20 protein-coding genes are annotated in these 17,488 nt (G+C 54.9%); 9 read left to right on the top strand and 11 right to left on the bottom strand.

The genetic code is table 11. The annotated features are described in order from the left end of the window. Positions 1-28: 28 nt before the first annotated feature. The gene (locus tag AB4Y96_RS15920; protein WP_441918416.1) at positions 29-424 is read right to left on the bottom strand and encodes a helix-turn-helix transcriptional regulator; all 396 of its coding nucleotides are present in this window, start codon (positions 422-424) and stop codon (positions 29-31) included. 1,104 nt (positions 425-1,528) lie between these two features. On the opposite strand from AB4Y96_RS15920, the gene AB4Y96_RS15925 reads away from it, so the two are divergent. The 6 genes from AB4Y96_RS15925 to AB4Y96_RS15950 all read left to right on the top strand — a co-directional run bounded on the left by AB4Y96_RS15925 (position 1,529) and on the right by AB4Y96_RS15950 (position 5,693). Further along, positions 1,529-1,852 carry a DUF736 family protein gene (locus AB4Y96_RS15925; RefSeq protein ID WP_441918417.1) on the top strand — a complete coding sequence of 108 codons (324 nt, stop codon included), beginning with the start codon at positions 1,529-1,531 and terminating at the stop codon, positions 1,850-1,852. 74 nt (positions 1,853-1,926) lie between these two features. Further along, positions 1,927-2,106, top strand: a complete 180-nt coding sequence (locus tag AB4Y96_RS15930; protein WP_441918418.1) for a hypothetical protein — start codon at positions 1,927-1,929, stop codon at positions 2,104-2,106. Positions 2,107-2,201: 95 nt separating this feature from the next. Further along, complete coding sequence (locus tag AB4Y96_RS15935; protein ID WP_441918419.1) at positions 2,202-2,354, top strand: hypothetical protein; 153 nt, start codon at positions 2,202-2,204, stop codon at positions 2,352-2,354. Positions 2,355-2,949: 595 nt separating this feature from the next. Further along, entirely contained in the window at positions 2,950-4,908 is a 1,959-nt protein-coding gene (locus tag AB4Y96_RS15940) for a ParB/RepB/Spo0J family partition protein (protein WP_441918420.1), read from the top strand. After that, on the top strand, positions 4,883-5,272 hold the full coding sequence (locus AB4Y96_RS15945) for a type II toxin-antitoxin system prevent-host-death family antitoxin (protein WP_441918421.1): 390 nt from the start codon (positions 4,883-4,885) through the stop codon (positions 5,270-5,272). The genes AB4Y96_RS15940 and AB4Y96_RS15945 overlap by 26 nt, the downstream gene beginning before the upstream one ends. Further along, positions 5,265-5,693 (top strand): hypothetical protein, encoded by a 429-nt coding sequence (locus AB4Y96_RS15950; protein WP_441918422.1) that lies wholly within the window; start codon positions 5,265-5,267, stop codon positions 5,691-5,693. Before AB4Y96_RS15945 ends, AB4Y96_RS15950 begins: the two co-directional genes overlap by 8 nt. Positions 5,694-5,935: 242 nt before the next feature. Here AB4Y96_RS15950 and AB4Y96_RS15955 read toward each other — a convergent pair whose 3' ends face one another. The 6 genes from AB4Y96_RS15955 to AB4Y96_RS15980 form a co-directional block, all read right to left on the bottom strand. Continuing rightward, positions 5,936-6,328, bottom strand: a complete 393-nt coding sequence (locus AB4Y96_RS15955) for a hypothetical protein (RefSeq protein ID WP_441918423.1) — start codon at positions 6,326-6,328, stop codon at positions 5,936-5,938. Between the two features lies 1 nt (position 6,329). Beyond that, a complete protein-coding gene (locus tag AB4Y96_RS15960) occupies positions 6,330-6,542 on the bottom strand; it encodes a hypothetical protein (protein WP_441918424.1) in 213 nt (70 codons plus the stop codon). Position 6,543: 1 nt separating this feature from the next. Beyond that, positions 6,544-6,768 (bottom strand): DUF2312 domain-containing protein, encoded by a 225-nt coding sequence (locus AB4Y96_RS15965; protein ID WP_441918425.1) that lies wholly within the window; start codon positions 6,766-6,768, stop codon positions 6,544-6,546. A 70-nt stretch (positions 6,769-6,838) separates the two neighbouring features. Beyond that, positions 6,839-7,165: a hypothetical protein gene (locus AB4Y96_RS15970; RefSeq protein WP_441918426.1), complete on the bottom strand. Its 327-nt coding sequence runs from the start codon at positions 7,163-7,165 to the stop codon at positions 6,839-6,841. A 57-nt stretch (positions 7,166-7,222) separates the two neighbouring features. Continuing rightward, complete coding sequence (locus tag AB4Y96_RS15975; RefSeq protein WP_441918427.1) at positions 7,223-7,588, bottom strand: hypothetical protein; 366 nt, start codon at positions 7,586-7,588, stop codon at positions 7,223-7,225. Beyond that, positions 7,585-8,346: a ParA family protein gene (locus AB4Y96_RS15980; protein WP_441918428.1), complete on the bottom strand. Its 762-nt coding sequence runs from the start codon at positions 8,344-8,346 to the stop codon at positions 7,585-7,587. The genes AB4Y96_RS15975 and AB4Y96_RS15980 overlap by 4 nt, the downstream gene beginning before the upstream one ends. Positions 8,347-8,659: 313 nt before the next feature. Between AB4Y96_RS15980 and mobC the strand changes: the two genes are divergently transcribed. Genes mobC through AB4Y96_RS15995 form a run of 3 tightly spaced genes read left to right on the top strand, consistent with a single transcriptional unit; the run spans position 8,660 to position 13,706 of the window. Continuing rightward, positions 8,660-9,079: a plasmid mobilization relaxosome protein MobC gene (mobC, locus tag AB4Y96_RS15985; RefSeq protein WP_441918429.1), complete on the top strand. Its 420-nt coding sequence runs from the start codon at positions 8,660-8,662 to the stop codon at positions 9,077-9,079. After that, complete coding sequence (locus AB4Y96_RS15990; RefSeq protein ID WP_441918430.1) at positions 9,076-10,230, top strand: hypothetical protein; 1,155 nt, start codon at positions 9,076-9,078, stop codon at positions 10,228-10,230. The genes mobC and AB4Y96_RS15990 overlap by 4 nt, the downstream gene beginning before the upstream one ends. Next, positions 10,227-13,706: an LPD7 domain-containing protein gene (locus AB4Y96_RS15995; RefSeq protein WP_441918431.1), complete on the top strand. Its 3,480-nt coding sequence runs from the start codon at positions 10,227-10,229 to the stop codon at positions 13,704-13,706. The genes AB4Y96_RS15990 and AB4Y96_RS15995 overlap by 4 nt, the downstream gene beginning before the upstream one ends. 119 nt (positions 13,707-13,825) lie before the next feature. Here the strand turns inward: AB4Y96_RS15995 and AB4Y96_RS16000 are convergent, their stop codons facing one another. The 4 genes from AB4Y96_RS16000 to AB4Y96_RS16015 form a co-directional block, all read right to left on the bottom strand. Then, complete coding sequence (locus tag AB4Y96_RS16000; protein ID WP_441918432.1) at positions 13,826-14,203, bottom strand: hypothetical protein; 378 nt, start codon at positions 14,201-14,203, stop codon at positions 13,826-13,828. A gap of 7 nt (positions 14,204-14,210) precedes the next feature. Next, positions 14,211-14,678, bottom strand: a complete 468-nt coding sequence (locus AB4Y96_RS16005) for a DUF4189 domain-containing protein (RefSeq protein WP_441918433.1) — start codon at positions 14,676-14,678, stop codon at positions 14,211-14,213. Between the two features lie 52 nt (positions 14,679-14,730). Then, a complete protein-coding gene (locus tag AB4Y96_RS16010; protein ID WP_441918434.1) occupies positions 14,731-15,597 on the bottom strand; it encodes an invasion associated locus B family protein in 867 nt (288 codons plus the stop codon). A 71-nt stretch (positions 15,598-15,668) separates the two neighbouring features. Then, on the bottom strand, positions 15,669-17,384 hold the full coding sequence (locus AB4Y96_RS16015; protein WP_441918435.1) for a YadA-like family protein: 1,716 nt from the start codon (positions 17,382-17,384) through the stop codon (positions 15,669-15,671). Positions 17,385-17,488: the final 104 nt, after the last annotated feature.

Consider the following 17,488-nt stretch of genomic DNA (forward strand, 5'->3'; position numbering starts at 1 on the left):
TGGGCTTACAACCCCAGAAGCCTTTGTTTTATTGATGTATCACGCTGATTTGCGCTGTTGTTTTGAGAACGGCGACGAGTTCGCTCTGCTGATTGGTTTCCGTCTTGCGGAAAATGCGCACGAGATAGGAGCGCGCTGTTCCGTAACTGATGCCGAGAAGCAGCGCGCTGTCTTTTAGACTTCGTCCGGCCGCGAGCATCCTTGCCAGYCGTGCTTCAGAATCAGTTAACTGGTAGAGCCGCGTCAGGATTTCCTTGGATGGAACGAGGGCTGCCGCGTCGACTTTAGTCATAACAAGCAGAAGGCGCGCTTCGTAGAAGAAATTGCGTGTAGCGCCGCAAATTGGAATGACGTGGGCCAGCTGGCGATCAATTCCACACGAAACTGGAATAGTCTTGGCGCGGGGAGCCAGTCCCGCACGCATCTCCGTTATCCTTTTCCGGCTTCTCGGCGCGGCGCCAGGCTGCCAGGAGGCGTTCAAGATTGGAGAAGCTGCCGGTATATCCGCGGTGCTTGATGTCGTGAAACAGGTGCCGCCCACGGCGGTTGCCATCCGTCTAACCGGCTCAGTTCTGAGTGGAAACCAACACTGGTGGAGGCTGTGCGGGCGCAAAACCGCACGGATCAACCGGAATGACATTCTCTGTTGTCGTTCCGGGCGAGGGGAACCGTTCCTTTTCCCCTCGCGCACCCTTATCCCTGCGCTAGCCGCTAAACTGAAAGCGACCTTCGTCGCTTGGTCAGTCTTTTCCTTGGGACACAATTGTGTATTCGGCTTTGTTTGCAACATCTCGCGCGACTGTCCATCACCAAAACCGGCGCTGCTATGTTTGGCCTGTCCCCTGCATCCTTTCATTTTCGGTTGAACCCACCATGGAAAAGAGCCCTCGCGTGCTCGCCATACCGCGCTTCTCATCAAATGGATGAGTGCCATTCATGATGTTTAGTCCTGCCTTTCCGGGCAGCACGAGATCATGGCAAGCAACTTGCCTTGCCAGATGTTCGTGGGGGACTGGTGCAAGGGATCGTTCCCTTCGCTTGCAGATTGATATTCCGCTGCGCCAAATGTCCGATTGCTGGCCTCGCGATGTCCTGATGCGATCTTGTGATGATCTGTCTTCCGGGTTGCCTCTTCTTCCACCTCGCGTGAAAGCCGATGCTGAGCGGCTGCGTGGCATGAAAATGCCAGATATCACTGTGTCGCCCTCATTGCCCTGGATGAACTTAAGGTTAGCCGAAATCACGCTGCCTCGCTCTTTGTCCGGTGCGTTGTCTTGTAATGGATGACTAGGCCCGGCTGTYTCGGCAAGCAACGGCGGGTCCGAACGATTTTCCCCTTGGCTGCGCCAATTCCTCGCGACCGGCTTCGCCGTCAAAATCATCCGCTCAGTCCAAGAACCTCGCTTCGTCCCCGCCGTCCTCCACATGTGTTGCGGCCCTCTCGGGGTTTCACCCCTGCGGGTGCATCCCGGCCTTTTGCCGATCCTTAAACGTATCCATCGACAACGCGAACAAAGGAGCAAACGCGATGACCGACAACCTCGTAAACTTCATCCAGATCAACGAAAACGACACGATCACAGGCAACATTGCCACAGTCGCCTTCGACATCGACATCACAGGCGAGAAGCTGAACAGCGACAACCCGAAGGCTCCGGTCTTCAAGCTCTTCGCCAAGACACCCCGCGGCCGCAAGATCGAAATCGGCGGCATCTGGGAAAAGAAGGCCGCAAAGGGCACGACCTACTACACCCTGTCCGTCAACACCGGCTACGACAAGCTCAATGCCAACCTCGGCCGTTACCCCGGTCAGGACGACACAACCCTCATGGCGGTCATACCGTGGGATTGAACATCCAAGCAGAAGGGAGCCCGCAAGGGCTCTTTTCCGTTGAAAGCGACAACGAAAACCGAAAGGATGCTGATATGACCTATACAATCGAACGCGCAAAGAATGGTACATGGCAGGTGATAGACCTGCGCACCCGCGAAACCTACGGCTCCGATTGTTCTGATATCGAGGAAGCACAGAAGCGCTTGAGCCAGGCTGAAGCCGATGCCGCCATGAAAAAGATGTTCTGCCGCGCCGGATCCTGCTCGCTCTGACGACTGCAGGCCGCGGTGCGGTTGCTGTGCCGGTTTGGGTTCTTTTCGGCTGAAACGAACCAAGGAGAGGCGTGTCATAGGTCTCAAAATCGTGCATGATGCTTATGGATCGGGGGTTTGCCGGTTGCTGGCTGGCTGTGAAGGGTACTCCGGAGCCTTTCGTTTGTATGGACCTGAATGGTGCAGAACAGAACACGATGACGCCGCTGCAGCCCGAACCGGACCGCGTTGATCATGGGACGCTGTAGGGTAGGTGAGGGCTCTTGAAACTTTACTGTCATCTTGAGGGTTGAATGATCCATAAATATCAGGGCGATCCGCCTTGCGGCCGCGCTCTATGCCTGTGGCACCGAGCCAACTATGTTGTCTCGTCCGATACCGGTAACGATCGCTATCGCAGGCACGTTAGCCTTTGCGGTAAGGAGCGAAAAGACACTCCAAGGCAATGACGAGGATAAAGGACAGGCCCTCGGCAACCCTTCGGCGCCGTTTGGATTACGCGGTCCGCCTCGGGCCTGATCAAAGACGAGCGGCCGATACGCGGCCGCGCATTTTCATCGGTTGAGAAGAGGGGCCTAAAAGGGCGCTGCCCTTTTCCCCTCGCAAACGAAAAACAGGCATTCCCCAATCTTCCGCGCTGCGCTTGTGCAGACCTGCGGTGCGCTGCGCGCACCTCTGGTCCTCATCCCCGATGGGATTCGGATGGGGAGACCCCTTCCTGTTTTTGCGTTTGCCTCCCCGAAATCCCGGACTTCGCCAGTCGGTCAGGAGAGCAGGCGAGACCTGCTCTCGCTGCCTCAAACCAAGAGGCACGATCAACCGGAAATGGAGAGACTTTGTGAAATGACCGACACAACAATGATTGCACTCGACAAACTGGACCTCGATCCCAAGAACAGCCGCAAAACCATGACCAATGAAGCCATCGAAGAAATGGCGGCGAGCCTGAAAGCCAACGGACAGATTCAGAACCTTGTTGTCAGGCAGGGTGAAAAGAAGGGCTATTTTCTTGTCACAGCTGGCGGCACCCGATGGGCAGGCTTTAAGCTGCTTGCCGCCAATGGCGACATCAAGAAGAGCCACAGCATCCGTTGCATCGTGCGCAGCGAGGAAGAAGCCACGGAAATCAGTCTGGCAGAAAACTTGATCCGTTCGGATATGCATCCTGCCGATGCCTTTGCTGCCTATTTCAAATTAGTGGAAGAAGGCAAAAGCATTGCCGACATTGCCGCCCGTTTTGGCAAGACCGAACATCACGTCAAACAGCGTCTGGCACTGGCGCGCGTATCGCCCGTCATCATCCAGCTTTACCGTGATGAAGAAATCAGCTTCGAGCAGCTGCAAGCCTTTACCGTCAACGATGACCATGCCGAACAGGAGCGCGTCTGGAACGAGCTGCCAAGCTGGAACAGGGAGAGCTATACCATCAGGCGGACTCTCGCCAGTGCCGCAATTTCTGCAACTGACAAGCGCGTCCGCTTCATTGGCGGTCTTGAGGCATTCGAACAGGCTGGCGGGTCAGTGCGCCGTGATCTTTTCGACAAACCCGACAGCGGTTTCGTGCTTGATGCGGCCAAGCTGGAAAGCATGGTTGCCGAGAAACTGCAGGACGTCATGCAACAGGTGGAAGCCGAAGGCTGGGCCAATGTGGAAATCATTCCCGAATACGACCATGCAAATACCTGCCACTTGCAGCGTTTCTGGCCGGAAAAGCGATCACTTTCGGAGCAGGAGCAGGCCGAGCTTGATGCGCTCGAAGCGGAATCCGACGAACTGGAAGGCCTGATCGAGAACGGTGACGGTGACGAGGAAGAAACTGCGGAAGCGGAACGCAGGATCGAGGAAATCAACAAGCTTATGATGGCGGTTGAACATCGTGCGCAAACCTATGCGCCGGAAGTGATCGCGACAGGGACAGCATTCATATCGCTCGACTATCAGGGTAGACCATCCATCCAGCGGGGTTTCGCGCCACGTGTCGAACAGGCCAATGAAGGAGACAACGACAACGGAACGTCAATGGATGATGGCAAGACGGCTGCAAAAGCTGAAATCATCTATCCGGCGACTTTGATTGAAAGCCTCTCAGCACAGAAAACCGCGATCCTGCGGGCAGAGCTTATGAACAACAGCCATGTTGCACTTGCCGCTACGGTTCATGCCCTGCTGCTCAAAGTGAACGGTGCAACTCGATACGATGCGCAGACCTGCCTGAAACTCTCGGTCAGTGTTGAAGCCATTGACCGGCGCGTCGAAATGACAGGCGGCAGCATCGCACTGGATGAAGTCACACAGAGAGTAGAACAGATCGGTGAAACGATCCCGGGCAAACCTGCCGATCTGTGGGAGTGGTGCCTTGAGCAGTCAACGCAGCAATTGCTTGATCTGCTTGCCTTTGCCGCCGCGCAGTCCGTCAATGTTGTTGTACTCAAACATGACAGCAACAGCGAAGCCGTTCAGCACAGCCATCGTTTGGCCGAGGCTCTGAACATTGACATGACCGGCTCGTATCAGGCGACAGGAGAAAGCTGCTTCCAACACCTTAATCGCAACAGCATCCAGATTGCGGTTGAACAAGCAGCGGGATCACAGGCAGCGCTCGCAATTGCCAGTGCCAAGAAGAAGGCCGAAGCTGTTGTCATTGCCGAACGTCTGGTCAAAGACACCAACTGGTTGCCGGAGCCGATGCGGTTCGAACAGCCGACGGCAGCAATAGCGTCCGATCCAGAGAGTATTGACGACATCGAGAATGATGATGATGCGGACGTGGAGACGGATGATTTCGAAGAAGCCGCTGAGTAGCAAGGAGAGGGGCGGCGCAAGCCGCCCAATTCCTACCGAATATCATTGCAATAATCAGGATATTCTGTATTATACAGAAAATACAGAATACGAGGAAGCCATGGCCACCAAAGTATCAACTGCCGAATTCATCCGCCATTTTGGCCGGTTTCATGATCAGGCGCAAAAGGAACCTATAGTGCTGACAAAACACGGGCGCGATACGGTTGTTGTCCTGTCTAAGGAAGAATTTGAACGCATGCAAGGCAATGGTGATCCGCGCCGGGTTTTTGCAATGGGCGAGACACCTGCCGATCTGGCAGAAGTTTTGCTGAATGGACTGGACAGCCAGATTGCCGAACTGGAGGCTAAAGCGGATGAATAAGGAATCGCGCTTTAGCAGCGGAGCAATCGTTCGTTATCCCTACCTTTGGCGCTGGCAATCGGATAAGGGGCGAGAGCATGGCGAAAAAGATCGTCCGGTTTGCCTTGCAATGGCTCTTCCCGATCCACGCCAGAAGCTCACACATCTGGTCATCCTTGCTATATCGGGCACGTCACCGCTCGATGAGCAATCAGCTATCGAGATTCCATCGCTGGAAATCAGGCGGGCAGGGCTGCGTGAACATAAACGCGCTTGGCTGACAATCGGCGAATACAATTATGACGTGTTAGAGCGATCTTACAATTTTGATCCTGCGCAAGAGCCACAAGGTCGATTCAGTGACAAGTTTCTGCTCGAAATCCAGCGCACCTTGCGTCCATTGTTACAAGCAGCAAGAGGCAGGATTGATAGGACCAGGTAAGTAGCGACAAAACTAACGATATCGGCGCGCGCCCTCGTACAGTCCGCGGGCATCGAGCCCGATTCCTGCCCGTTTTCCTGAAGGCCGCGTCTCTCCCGCGCCTTCAGCCAAAAGCCTCGGTCAGCTTACGCTTGCCGAGGCTTTTTCGTGTTTTTGGAAAAATCAGATAAGAGTTCTTATGGAACTAACTAATTGATATAAAACAATAATTTATAATAATGCTAACGTAATGTTTGTAGAAGTCAATCTGCCGAAATTTCATCTGGGATTGCCGCCTGTACAGCTTCCTGATTGCTGGCATCGCTTTCGAGCCGATTGACCCCCAGGAGCCAGTCCCACGCGTCAGCGTCATTGGACAGATCCTCGCCCCATGCCTCGACTTCAGCCGGTGCCGGCACAAACAGAACCGGGCCAAGCTCCATCATCCGGCTTTTTGTAATGATGTGGTCAACGCTCAATGCGTGCACGATGCCGATGCCAGAATCCGGGGCACTCAAAAACAGTCTCAGTTCGGACGGCGACTTGATAATCGCGGGTTCACCCAGAATCGGATTGTCTCGCCGCAGTTGCAGGGCAAGCACGTATTTGCCACTACCCGGACCGCCATAGATGACGATTTTCGTCATCACTGACATTTCAGTGTTTCTTTCGTTTCGTCGGCGGAGCTTCCGGTGGCAGAAACAGGGGCGGGTTTGACAGGCGATACATTGCCATGGACACCATCGCCAATAAGTTAGCCATGGTCGTGGCGGCTGTCTGGAGCGCATATTCGTTCCCATGCTGTGCGGCCAGCTCCTGCAGGCCCTGCAGATACAGTTGACGTGCGTTCGGTTTTACATCTGTGGCCATGTCATCCAAGCTCCGCCAGATAGAGGCTGACCGTGTTCTCTTCCTCCTCGTGTTTGTCGAGGCCTTTGCGGCGGATTGTGATAACCTTACGCAAGGCCTTCACGTCATAGCCGTCGCCTTTGGCTTCCTTGTACACGTCCGATTTCTCAGCATTGTGCTCTTTGATCGTCTCATCAAGCCGCTCGATTTTGTCGACGAGCCGCTTTAATTTGCTGTTGCTGGTCATTTGCTGGTCTCTCTAACAAGGGGATTTTTCAGACAGGGCCTCGTGCGTGCACGTATGTGCACGCGAGAGACTACAATTTCAGGTAGGCGCGCAGCGCGTGTTCAGCGACGGCCGCTGCCGTTGTTTTGCGTTCCGCTGCCTTCACCTTCATTGCGATGATCAATCTGTCTTCGATGACTAGCTTCACCATCGATCGAGCGGGTTCACTGACCTTCAGCGCGACTGGTCTTCCCGACTTAGGAGCTGTCGAGTCGCTTGTCTGATTGTCCGGTACGGATGCCTGCGAGGTAGATAACAGCTCGTCGATTGCCAGATCAGGTTGTGTTTTTTGTGTATCGTTCGAAACGAATTGTTCAATTTTGTTCACGAACTTCTGCAGTGTTGTCTTTCGGGACATTGCTGTTTGCTCCAAAGAGAATTGTTTGTCTGCGCCTCGCGTGCGTGCATGTGAGGGCTAGAGTTTCAGGTAAGCACGTAAAGCTGCTTCCACGACTGCCGATGCCGTCGTGCGATCGTGTACTGCGCGGATCTTTGTTTCCGCTATGACTGTTAGATCCAGCTGGATCTGCAACCGCTCAATGGTACGTTCCGAAGACGGTGAGACGCGCTTCATCTCCAGATCAGGGATGGTTTGTTCATCCTGAACAACGGGCGGCTTTTGCGGGATCGGCGGCAAAATGGGCGAAGGTTGTTTGGATGCTTCGACCGTATCCACTTTATCGTTCCCGGCCGTCACGGCTTCGCCAATAAGCGAACTTATCTCGGTTGGACTGCGCCAGACCTGAGGGATGTCGAACTTGGTTGATGGTTTGTCTGTCATGCTGTACGCGCCAGAGCAACATCGTTCTCTTCCTTGATCGCATTCAAGATATCCTCGATCACGGCCCGAATATTCTGCCGGGCTTTTCCGACCTGGTCCTGTTTGGCTGGATCGTCGGAAATCTGAGAGAGAGTGCCTGCGTCTTTCGAAAACTGCTGATAGAGTTTTCGCAACCGGACAAAGTTTGGAAGGCATGGGAGCCTATTGTCGCGGATCAATGCGATAGCGTCATGAAATGCCGCCGTTTTCAAATCGATGCCGTCAACGCTATTTAAGACCAGACGCAAAGGAGCGCGCCTTAAGTTTTTCGACCATGCGAAGAGTTGCACCGCTTCTACCATTTCCATGACCGTCGCCTTGGTAGGCACGAGCGTCAGAGAGCTGGCGACAATGGCTGCAGTCAAAAGGTCGTTCATGGACCCTTGCACATCGACCAATACAATCTCGGCATCGCCCGGGTCCCCCAGTCGTGCTGTCAATTGTTCTATCGTAGCAGCTGGCTCTACAACCAAGCTTGGTGGCAGTGTTCCTACAAGGCGGCACCTCTCAGCCCACTTGAAACATGACTTCTGGGTATCGGCATCCAGAATGAGAACCTTGGTTCCATGTATCGCCAGTTCCGAGCCGATGAGCAGGCACAGGGTGGATTTTCCAACGCCGCCTTTTGAATTTGCAAATGTGATTACAGTCATGATGTGCTCCATAAAAGAGATTAGGAAAATGTATATAAGTAAATTACAAATGTCAAAGGTCGCCACTTATATAAGTTGTTACCTTCAAGCCTCTTGGTAGTGATTGTTGTGTCGTCGCTGCCATAAGTGTGGGCAGTTTTGGCGCTGTTCTTACTCTCACTGCTATACTCACCATTCCAACTTCTACCAATGATACCGCTTTACGCAGTGAGAACAGATATGGAAGTGATAGCCGTTTCTATAAAAGGGGACTGCGAGAAAAGTGATTATAAATCGATATATAGATGGCAGGAATGGCTAAACTGCGATACAGTTTATCCGTGTGCCCTCGCCGGACGGGCTAAACAGACATTCCGGCAGTCCTGCTTTGCAGTCCCGGATGTCGATGAAAGTCGGAGGATCGAACGAAGTGGTAAAGCCGCTTAAAACAAAGATGCTGCACCTGCGCCTTAGTGAGGCCGAACATGCCCGGTTTTTGGCAGCGATTGCGCCATTGGGCCACTCACAGAGCGAGGCTCTGAGGCGGTTCGTGCGTGCGACTGCGGGGCTTGGACCGACTTTTGACGATGATATTCGCTCGTCGATCCTGACAATGGTGCGCCAGATGCGTGGCATCGGCGTGAATATCAATCAGGTTGCGAGGTTGATGAACTCTGGCCGCGTACCACCCGACGGTGCACTTCAGCAATCATTCGGGCTCCTTCTGCAGCTGCTGGTGGATCAGGAAACATTGTATCTCGCCCTTTGCGGAAAAGCGGGGCGCCGCGCCAGATACATACTCGAGGGAACGACGGAATGACCGACAAACGCGCTGCGAGTGAAGAAGAAATTGCCGGTTTGTTTCAAGGTTTGGACGGGCTCACCGTTCGTCGCCGTTCTGTACGCAACGTGCCAGCAGCTGCGGCTGCACAGAATCCGAGCGTGAAAACTGCATCATCGAGAGCTGAACGCGGGCTGGTAGAGAGGACAGTTCTGAGCAAGAGCGGCCTCGCGGTCCAACAGGCAATTGTAAAGCTGACCCATCTCACACACGGCCGTCAGTCCATCGTGGCATTGTTCAAATCGATGTTTGGCGATGGAACTACGCTTGCATGTGACCACAGCGGCGTCACCTTCGGCACGCTTCAGGCCTTGAAGGTGGTGGTGGATACGTGGGTGGATGAAGCTGATTATCGGCGACCATCAAAAGATGTCTTTCGGTTCAGGCTTACCACCCCCGAAGGTCCGGAAATTAGAGAGCGATTGGAGAAATCTCTCCATGAAGTATTCGCGGGTCATTGCTACGCATGGACAAGCGGCTACGAGAATGATCGAGCTTGGTTACATGGAGTTGCCAGCACTTCCGCCCGTGATGCAGCCACGGGTAAAACACGCAGAATTGCAGATAAAGAGCTGGACATTGCCGTCATTCGCGAAAAATTGCAGGGGGCACTGAAGGCAGCCGTTCACTTCGAGCTTTATGGCTTTGACCATGGGTTGACCGGTTTGCGTCGTCAGGCAACCGCACTTACACGTGCAGGCACCATTGCTGCCAGGTCCGTGAGACCAGCCGAAGCGGGACAATCGGTCTCAGTAGTGACTTTCACGGACCGCGCCTCAATGTTTCGAGAGACCCGGCTCTGGCCGTTGCATTCCAGAACGCCGCGTGACGTGGCCCACATTCTCTTCTGTGCCAAAGAGGGAACGCCAGCTCTTGTGTATTATGAAGCAGTCCGCGAGATGCTCGCCATAGAATTCGCTTCATTCGACTACGTCTGCTCGCCGCACACGGATCACAGGAACATCTTCGCGCGTGCAACCGTGCGGATGGGATCGCGTGATGGCGAGCGGCTCAATCCGCGTGTGGCGGATCTGAAAAGATGGCGGCAAACTCTTTGCGCCGAGGCCACGGCGAGAGGCATACCGCTCCTTTCGAATATGCGTAAGGGAACACCGAGGCAAGAACCATGACCTATAGTCAGGAGTTACTTGCAGGGCTTGAGGGATTGAGCTTCCGCGTCCGTTCTCTTCGTCAGGCGGCGATCGACGCAAACCTTGTGCAGCAAGGTGTGTTCGATACTTCGAACAAAGGGAAGACAAGTCCGCCGGTAAAAGCCATCTCCCAAAGCGGCAAACCGCGCTCGGGCGTAGCCGTAAAGTCAGGTGCGCGGCTGATTGATACGTCAATTGAGGATGAGTGGAAAAAGCGCAGGCAAGTGTCAGCAGGTGGAGGTGGAGGATCAGTTGGCGCGCTCAAGAGTGGCAGACCAGCTGTACGAAACTCTCCTGTACCTGCGAAAAGCCCTGCGGATACAACTGCGTCTCGTGTGAAAATTGCCTCCGGATCACAAGCTGCTGTCGTGAAGATCGCAAGCTATGCGGGCGGTGCGGAACGTGTCGGGAAATTGCTGCAGTACCAGGGGCGTGAGGGGCAAATCGCGCTTGAGCGCGAAGATGGCAGCAAGATCGAAGGTGCACACGCGCTTGCCGGCCTTGCCCGGGAATGGACGGACGAAGAGTTGGAGCGTGAACCAAGCAAGGATGTGCTGCGACTGGTGCTCGACATCGAGGGCGTCGAATATAAGGGTAGAGGCGGACAGAGGCAGATCGCCTCAGCGCTATACCAGGCGTTACCCGGCCACCGATTCGCCTGGGCCGCAGAAGAAAGATCCGATGGTACCACCCGCGTCGAAATCGTCATGAGCGCGGCTGCTCGCCGTCAGGGTGATGATACGAAAGCCAATCGCATATTTGATAACCGCAAATCTCTTGCACAGCTGGAAGACAGGTTCGATCGAGCCTTTGGCGGCAATGCAAACCTCGATATCCGCGGCTTCGCACATGGCTATGACGGCACTTTGGGTTACCTCGCACAGCTGACAAGCGGAGGATCAAGACCAGCTCAATCCGTCCGACTGACACGGGACGGAAAATTCGCCGAACCCACCACGCTCATCGGTTTCAGCGCGAACAAATTGGAAGCCAAGGACTGGAAGCGGGATCTTCGATCGCGTGAACAGCGTGACGTCGCCCATATCATTCTCAGTGCCAAAGCCGGTACAAACAAGGATGCCTTTGTCGATGCTGCCCGGGCCACGCTGGCAACTGAGTTTGCCGGCCATCAGTATGGTTTTCTTCTGCATGAAGACAAAGCGCACGTACACGTTCACGCCGTCGTCAAGATGCGAGCGGAAACCGGCGAGAGGATCAACCCATACACCGGCGACTTCCAAAGGTGGCGTGAAACGCTCGCGAAGGAAGCAGGCGAACGGAACATTCCGATGGATGCGGTAAGCCGGTTCGAACGGTCTAATCCGCCTGCTTATAAACTGAAAGATATTCGCCGTGTCGAGCGGGGCGTTGCTTCCGATAATGTGCGCCGCCGTGTCGATGCGGTTCGATCAGGCAAGCCGCACATTCCTGTCCGTGAGGAAGGTAAAAAACGCGCCAATGAAGTTCTGCTGGGTTGGCGGGCAGTTGAGGCTATAGCTGCGTCAAGGACATTTGAACCGTCTCTTGCAGAAGGAGCAACGCGGCTTTATCGCGCCGATCGGCCGGGGGCGGCGCTCACAAGTGCGCCGCTGTTTACGCGCGATCGCCAAGCCGCAACGCGCATGGCAGAGCGATCAGGAGGAAGTGTCTCCTACATTGATGTGTCACCGGCCGAGCTGGCAGCGCTCAAGCCGTCGCGCGCAGATGTGCTCAATCAATTCGTGGTCAGTCCGGAGCTCGCAGCCGGTCGCAAACCGCTCGATCAGCCGACCACTGCAACCATTCTCGCATTCAAGAACCGCGCTGAACAGGCAGTGGCGGGAGCAGCATTGCGTGAAGTGGCCCAGCAATCCCCAAAATCAGGAGTGAATATCGACATGCCCAATCTTGAAACAATGCAATCCGCTTTCGATGACATCAACACACAGATGAAAGTGGTCGAAGACACCCTGCCCGTCGAGCTCTTGCCTCAGGTGGAAACCGTGCGCAAGAAGATGGACGTGACGCAGCGCGATATGCTGGATGCCCAGAAAAATATCGAACGCAAGCGCGGCGCCGTGGAAGGCGGACGTTACGTCGAACCAGTCCCTACGGATATCGGCGGCTTCATCTCGGAGAAACGCGGCGAAACCATCCGCTATTCCCATCTCAAGGATGACGGCGAGATTGGTAAGGTGGCATTCATTGATAACGGCAAGAAGGTCGAGATCCACGACTGGAAGAACCGTGATGCCGTGCTTGCCGCCATGCAGCTTTCGTCACAAAAGTGGGGCAACCTCACTGTCACCGGCACCCTCAACTACAAGGCGCTTGTTGTTGAACTGGCGGCCGAGCACGGTTTCCAGATTGCCAACCCCGAGCTGCAGGGTCAGCTAGCCCGCGAAACTGCCCGTCTTGAGCGGTTGAAGGAAGCACGTCCCGGCTTTGCAGCGGGTAACGCCGAAAAAACTGCATCGCCATCTCAGGATACGGTTATTCCATCACCACAGGTTCCACTGGCCGCTGCCGAAGTACCGACCAGTGGAGCTACCGATCGGGCCACGGCACAATCGCCAGCATTCATCGATACCGGCGCTCTGGTCAAAATCAATGACAGGGCCGATCGCGAGGCTGTACGAACCGCGATGGAAGCAGCCTTGAAGAAATGGGGCGAAATCTCTGTAACTGGCACAGCCCGCGACAAAGATCAGGCAGTCAGTATTGCCGCCGAACATGGCTATAAGCTTGCTAACCCAGAGCTGCAGGAAAAGCTCGCCAAAGAAACCGCACGATTTGAACGCGAGCGTGAGAAGGAAGCCACCAGGGTCGTCCGCGAAACCGCCAAGGCACCCGGTTTCATTGATGCGAGCATCGCACGCAACCAAGGCATTGAAGCATGGGACAAGGTTATGAAAGCCTCTGCTGCCCAGATCGATGCGATCAGCACGACGCCGGCACAATGGCAAGGAGCTGAACAAGACTACCGCGAAGCCCTTAACCAGGCGGCACAGCTTGCACGCACCGGAAACGCTTACCTGATGGAGAAAGCGGGACAAGAGAAGGTATTGAAGGAAACCATCGACGCTCAGGACAAGCAGGCGGCAAATGAAAAGGCCGAGCAGGCCAAACCTGTGCGCACGGAAGGCGAGATCAGCATTGCGCTTGATACCGTGCGCGTCAAAGTCGAAAACGAAGCTGCTCGCGAAACACGGCAGGCACACACGTCATCCGCCACACAGGAAACACCTTATGAAGGTGGCGGAAGTGACCATGCCTACCGCACACAAGCCGAGGCTGGAGCGGCAACACGAGCGTCAAATGCCGTGGAGCAGGATCCGAAGCGTCAAATGCCCGTTGATGTCAATCAATCGCCGCAGGTTGAAAAGCTCGCCCATGAACAGCTGGAACTCCTGCAGCAAAAGCAGGCGGCGGAACGAGCGCAATCGGAAAACAGCAAGCCCAAACAGAAGCAATAACCTAAGCAGAAGAGAGCTGATAATTAAACAGTTGTCAGCTCTCGTTTCATTCCCAATATGAACCCAATTTCATAATCATTCCGATCATCTAATTTGGGATGCATGGGCCACCTGTTTCTTCAGGCGGCCAGATCAAGGTGCGAGCGCATCGATTTGACCGATTGCTTCATCAGCACATGGTCGCCGGCATCAGTCCGGAAACAGTGCCGCGATTTTTCGCTCATCTCTCCAGTATCGGTATGTATGAGTTGCTTTTCGCACAGTCGAGCGAGGACATGGTATGTCGCACCTTCGGTCGCTCGCAGAAGTTCCGCCAGCACCGCGATCGCAACGCCCTGCTCCTCGTTACCGGAAGGGATGCGACGTAGTACCATCAATTCCTGTTTGGTTGCTGTCTTTATCATCTCTGCAACTTTACCTTTCACATGTTCCCTGGATGATCGAAAGCTGCGGCTCACTTTGTCGAGCCGCAGCTTGTCGATGTCCCGTTTGACCAAGTCGTGCTTAAGTGCAGACCTTTTCGACGATTTTGCAGTCCGATGAGCCACATTGCGCCAGCGCGGCGGCTGTGGCGTTATTGCCTTTGATATTGGTCGCAACGCCCCACTTTGCAATAGAAGATGCTGAGACCGCCAGCGTGGCGCACGGCTCGTAAGGAAAACCACTGCCGTCATTATCAGACCAACGGCGATGATTGCGGAATGTCGTGACGACTTTGCATGCCGCGCCGCCAGCCTTATCGCAGTACTTCTGCGCATTGGCGTCTGCTTCAGCACGGGTATCCGCACCCCAGAAGATACCGCGCTTGCCGTCAGTTTCTGAATAGGCAATTGCGCCCCAAATTCCCCGTTCAGCCAGATCAATGGCTGGCGGTTCCGGAGGCAGGTCATTGATGATGGGATCGGCTGCGATGGCCGGGTGGGTAAGGATAAAAACTGCCAAGGCAGCGTGTGTAAGCTTCCTGATAACCATTTGTGGTTCTCCTCGTGGAGTGAGAATTGGGAAAAGGCAGAGCGCCATCGATCTAATAGAGGCTATCGCGAGGCGTTATGTTTTGCGTCGGTGTCGACTCTTTCCGCTTTTGTTTCTGCCGAGTACCCGCTGATGACTTTGCAGGCGACTTCGCCACTGGTTCAGCCTTGTCCTTTCTGGCGACAGAGGCGGTTTCGCTTGCGTCCACAGCGGACTGCTCTGTCTTGTCGGCCACTGGTTTGACTGCAACTGGCTTGGTCTGGGCCTGTTGCACCGGCTTGACCGGAACTGTCTTGCCAAACGGATCTGTTGCTGCTGCATCCAGCGCAGCTGTCAAACCCGCCATGGGTGCACTCATGGAGATGTCCTGCAGTGCGCCGTCGTTTGCGCTGCTCTTTACCGAAAAGCGAAACTTCATGTCCGCCGTGTTCAATATTGCTGATTGAACAAAGCCGGAAAACGCAAAGGCGGCGGTGCAGTTGTCCGGACCGCACGTCCACTCGCTGCCAATGATCGTCTTTTCCAGTCCGGAAAAACCAAGCCGCAGTCCCGATTGAACGTCCAATGTCGGTGGCAGATAGAAAAGAACGACCGGTTTCTTTTCGATGGACATGGCGATACGCCACACCAGGGCATTGCCCGCCGCCGTGATAATCTGCTGGGCGGTGCAGTTGCGCCTGTTTAACGATGGCCGGAAGTCGCATTTCAGGTTCCATGTCCCGAACGGTCGCTCGATGCGGACCAGGTCACCCCATTCGATCTTCTCACCCGGCTCGATGACCGAGGTGAGTTTGAGGACTTCGGTTTCCACTCCAAGCCGTTCATCCAGATTGGCCGGACTTGATGCCGGACTGGGTTCGGCTGCATATAAAGGTCCCGTCAGTGCCAGAAGCCCAAGGACCGGGATAATTGTTCGCATAGGGAAAATTCCTTTCTCGATTGGCGCAGCAACGGCGTTTTTGCCGCCGTTGCTGACACCAGCCCCTGCGGCTAATTGAAGGTCCAACTCGCACCGGCATTCCATGCCGCGCTCGAATCCTCAAAACCGTAGCCAAGCGAGGCATTGAGGCGGAAGCGGCCGTTTTCTGTGGTGTATCCGACGCCGGCTGCAATGCTTGTTGCAGATTTGAAGCCGCCGAGACCTGCAGCAATGCTGCCCTTGCCCGGACGGTCATCATATCTGAGGCCCGCCATGGCTGTGGCCGAAGCAATGCCGCTGCGCGCTTCCTTGCGCACCGAGCGAATGTCTCCGGACAGGTTGCTCAACCGATTGTCGGTGTAGTTCTTGATCTGAGAAATACTGTTATCGGTATAGGCAAAAGATTCCGACCGGACGTCCTTGAGCTGCCTGACATTAACGCCATCCGTATCGGCTGTGCCGGCGGCGACATTACCGAGTTTGACGGGTTTGCCGGAACCGTCATTGAAGGTAACGCCTCCGGTTTTGACACCGTTCGCGTCCCGGTTGTAAAACACGGCACCATCCTGAATACCGGCTATGTCACCTTCATTTTTGGTAATGCGCACCTCGTGATTATTGAGGGTCGTATCTTGCCGTATATTCACATTCTTGATGTCAACAATGTCGCCTTCGTTCTTGGTGATCCGCACTTCATGATCATTCAGAGTCTGATCCTGGCGGATGTTGACGTTCTGAATGTCAGTGATGTCGCCCTTGATGTTGACGATATCACCCTCATTCTTCGTGATGCGAACCTCATGATTGTTGAGGGTCTGGTCCTGACGGATATTGACATTTTTGATGTCGGTAACATCGGTCTGAATGTTGGTGATTGCACCCTGCTGATTGGTGATCTGGGTCTGTAGCTGGTCCACCTGCACATCCGTGTAGTTGATTCCGGCCTGCAACGACTGTTGCAGCTGGCGAACATTGACAGCGTCGGTTGCAGCACTGCCATCAGCCAGATTGGTCAGCTGGCGATAGGTATCTCCATCGCCGATCGACACCGCACCAGCCAGCTTTTTGTCTGTGGTGTTGTACTTGATATCGACGGCTCCATGCGCACCGGTCACCGTTGCCGCGTTCCCGGTCGATGGTGCAAGCGCACGATCGGACACAGAGCCATTGCCCAATGCCACGGATCCATTGGTCACAGCATTTGAGTTCTGGCCGAGTGCTATGGACTGGTCTCCTGCGGATTTTGCCTCGGAGCCAATCGCAACGGACGCCGCTCCGCTTTTATGTTGTGTCACAATCAACCCACCGGTAACCGGATCAATGGTTCCGGTCGCGTTGGCAAAATGGCCAATAGCGACCGAACCTGTTGAATCCGCGTTTGCCCCAAAGCCGATTGCGGTCGAGACAGCGCCTGAAGCTGTAGTACCATTGCCGATTGCCGTGCTGCCATCACCGGTTGCCTTGGCAATGCTTCCAATTGCTGTTGCACTTGAATCAAAAATACCCGTTGCGTTCGGATCGCCAGCTACGGCTCCATATCCGACCGCCGTGGATGCGCCGCCATTGGCCTGCGCATGGTTGCCCAATGCCGTCGCGGGACCACCGCCAACGGTCTGACCGGTCGGTCCTACCTTGGCGCCGACATTGTTTGCACTGGCTCCGTTGCCAATGACGACGTTCTCAGCTGGTGCAACCGGCGTCACCGTGTATTGCTGGGCCGATGCCGGTGCACAGAGATACAATCCGCTTATCACGGATGTAGACAGTAGAATTTTCAGGTTTCTCATTTATGTTGCCTTTGGTTCCTGGTGTTGTTGCCTGCCCCTTGTGGACAGGCATGTGCGATTGCTTGATTGGTTTTTGCTTCACATCAGAGCCGGGACCGGTGCGG

Source organism: Phyllobacterium sp. TAF24 (genome assembly GCF_052113785.1).
Lineage (GTDB): Bacteria > Pseudomonadota > Alphaproteobacteria > Rhizobiales > Rhizobiaceae > Phyllobacterium.

Coding starts and splice junctions, on each gene's coding strand:
- AB4Y96_RS15975 (WP_441918427.1), bottom strand. CDS start 7,588: ATGACAGACAAACCATCAACCAAGTTCGACATCCCTCAGGTCTGGCGC.
- AB4Y96_RS15955 (WP_441918423.1), bottom strand. CDS start 6,328: ATGTCAGTGATGACGAAAATCGTCATCTATGGCGGTCCGGGTAGTGGC.
- AB4Y96_RS15930 (WP_441918418.1), top strand. CDS start 1,927: ATGACCTATACAATCGAACGCGCAAAGAATGGTACATGGCAGGTGATA.
- AB4Y96_RS15970 (WP_441918426.1), bottom strand. CDS start 7,165: ATGTCCCGAAAGACAACACTGCAGAAGTTCGTGAACAAAATTGAACAA.
- AB4Y96_RS15990 (WP_441918430.1), top strand. CDS start 9,076: ATGACCGACAAACGCGCTGCGAGTGAAGAAGAAATTGCCGGTTTGTTT.
- AB4Y96_RS15940 (WP_441918420.1), top strand. CDS start 2,950: ATGACCGACACAACAATGATTGCACTCGACAAACTGGACCTCGATCCC.
- AB4Y96_RS15965 (WP_441918425.1), bottom strand. CDS start 6,768: ATGACCAGCAACAGCAAATTAAAGCGGCTCGTCGACAAAATCGAGCGG.
- AB4Y96_RS15925 (WP_441918417.1), top strand. CDS start 1,529: ATGACCGACAACCTCGTAAACTTCATCCAGATCAACGAAAACGACACG.
- AB4Y96_RS15935 (WP_441918419.1), top strand. CDS start 2,202: ATGATGCTTATGGATCGGGGGTTTGCCGGTTGCTGGCTGGCTGTGAAG.
- AB4Y96_RS15960 (WP_441918424.1), bottom strand. CDS start 6,542: ATGGCCACAGATGTAAAACCGAACGCACGTCAACTGTATCTGCAGGGC.
- AB4Y96_RS16010 (WP_441918434.1), bottom strand. CDS start 15,597: ATGCGAACAATTATCCCGGTCCTTGGGCTTCTGGCACTGACGGGACCT.
- AB4Y96_RS15945 (WP_441918421.1), top strand. CDS start 4,883: ATGATTTCGAAGAAGCCGCTGAGTAGCAAGGAGAGGGGCGGCGCAAGC.
- AB4Y96_RS15950 (WP_441918422.1), top strand. CDS start 5,265: ATGAATAAGGAATCGCGCTTTAGCAGCGGAGCAATCGTTCGTTATCCC.
- AB4Y96_RS16005 (WP_441918433.1), bottom strand. CDS start 14,678: ATGGTTATCAGGAAGCTTACACACGCTGCCTTGGCAGTTTTTATCCTT.
- AB4Y96_RS16015 (WP_441918435.1), bottom strand. CDS start 17,384: ATGAGAAACCTGAAAATTCTACTGTCTACATCCGTGATAAGCGGATTG.
- mobC (WP_441918429.1), top strand. CDS start 8,660: ATGTCGATGAAAGTCGGAGGATCGAACGAAGTGGTAAAGCCGCTTAAA.
- AB4Y96_RS15995 (WP_441918431.1), top strand. CDS start 10,227: ATGACCTATAGTCAGGAGTTACTTGCAGGGCTTGAGGGATTGAGCTTC.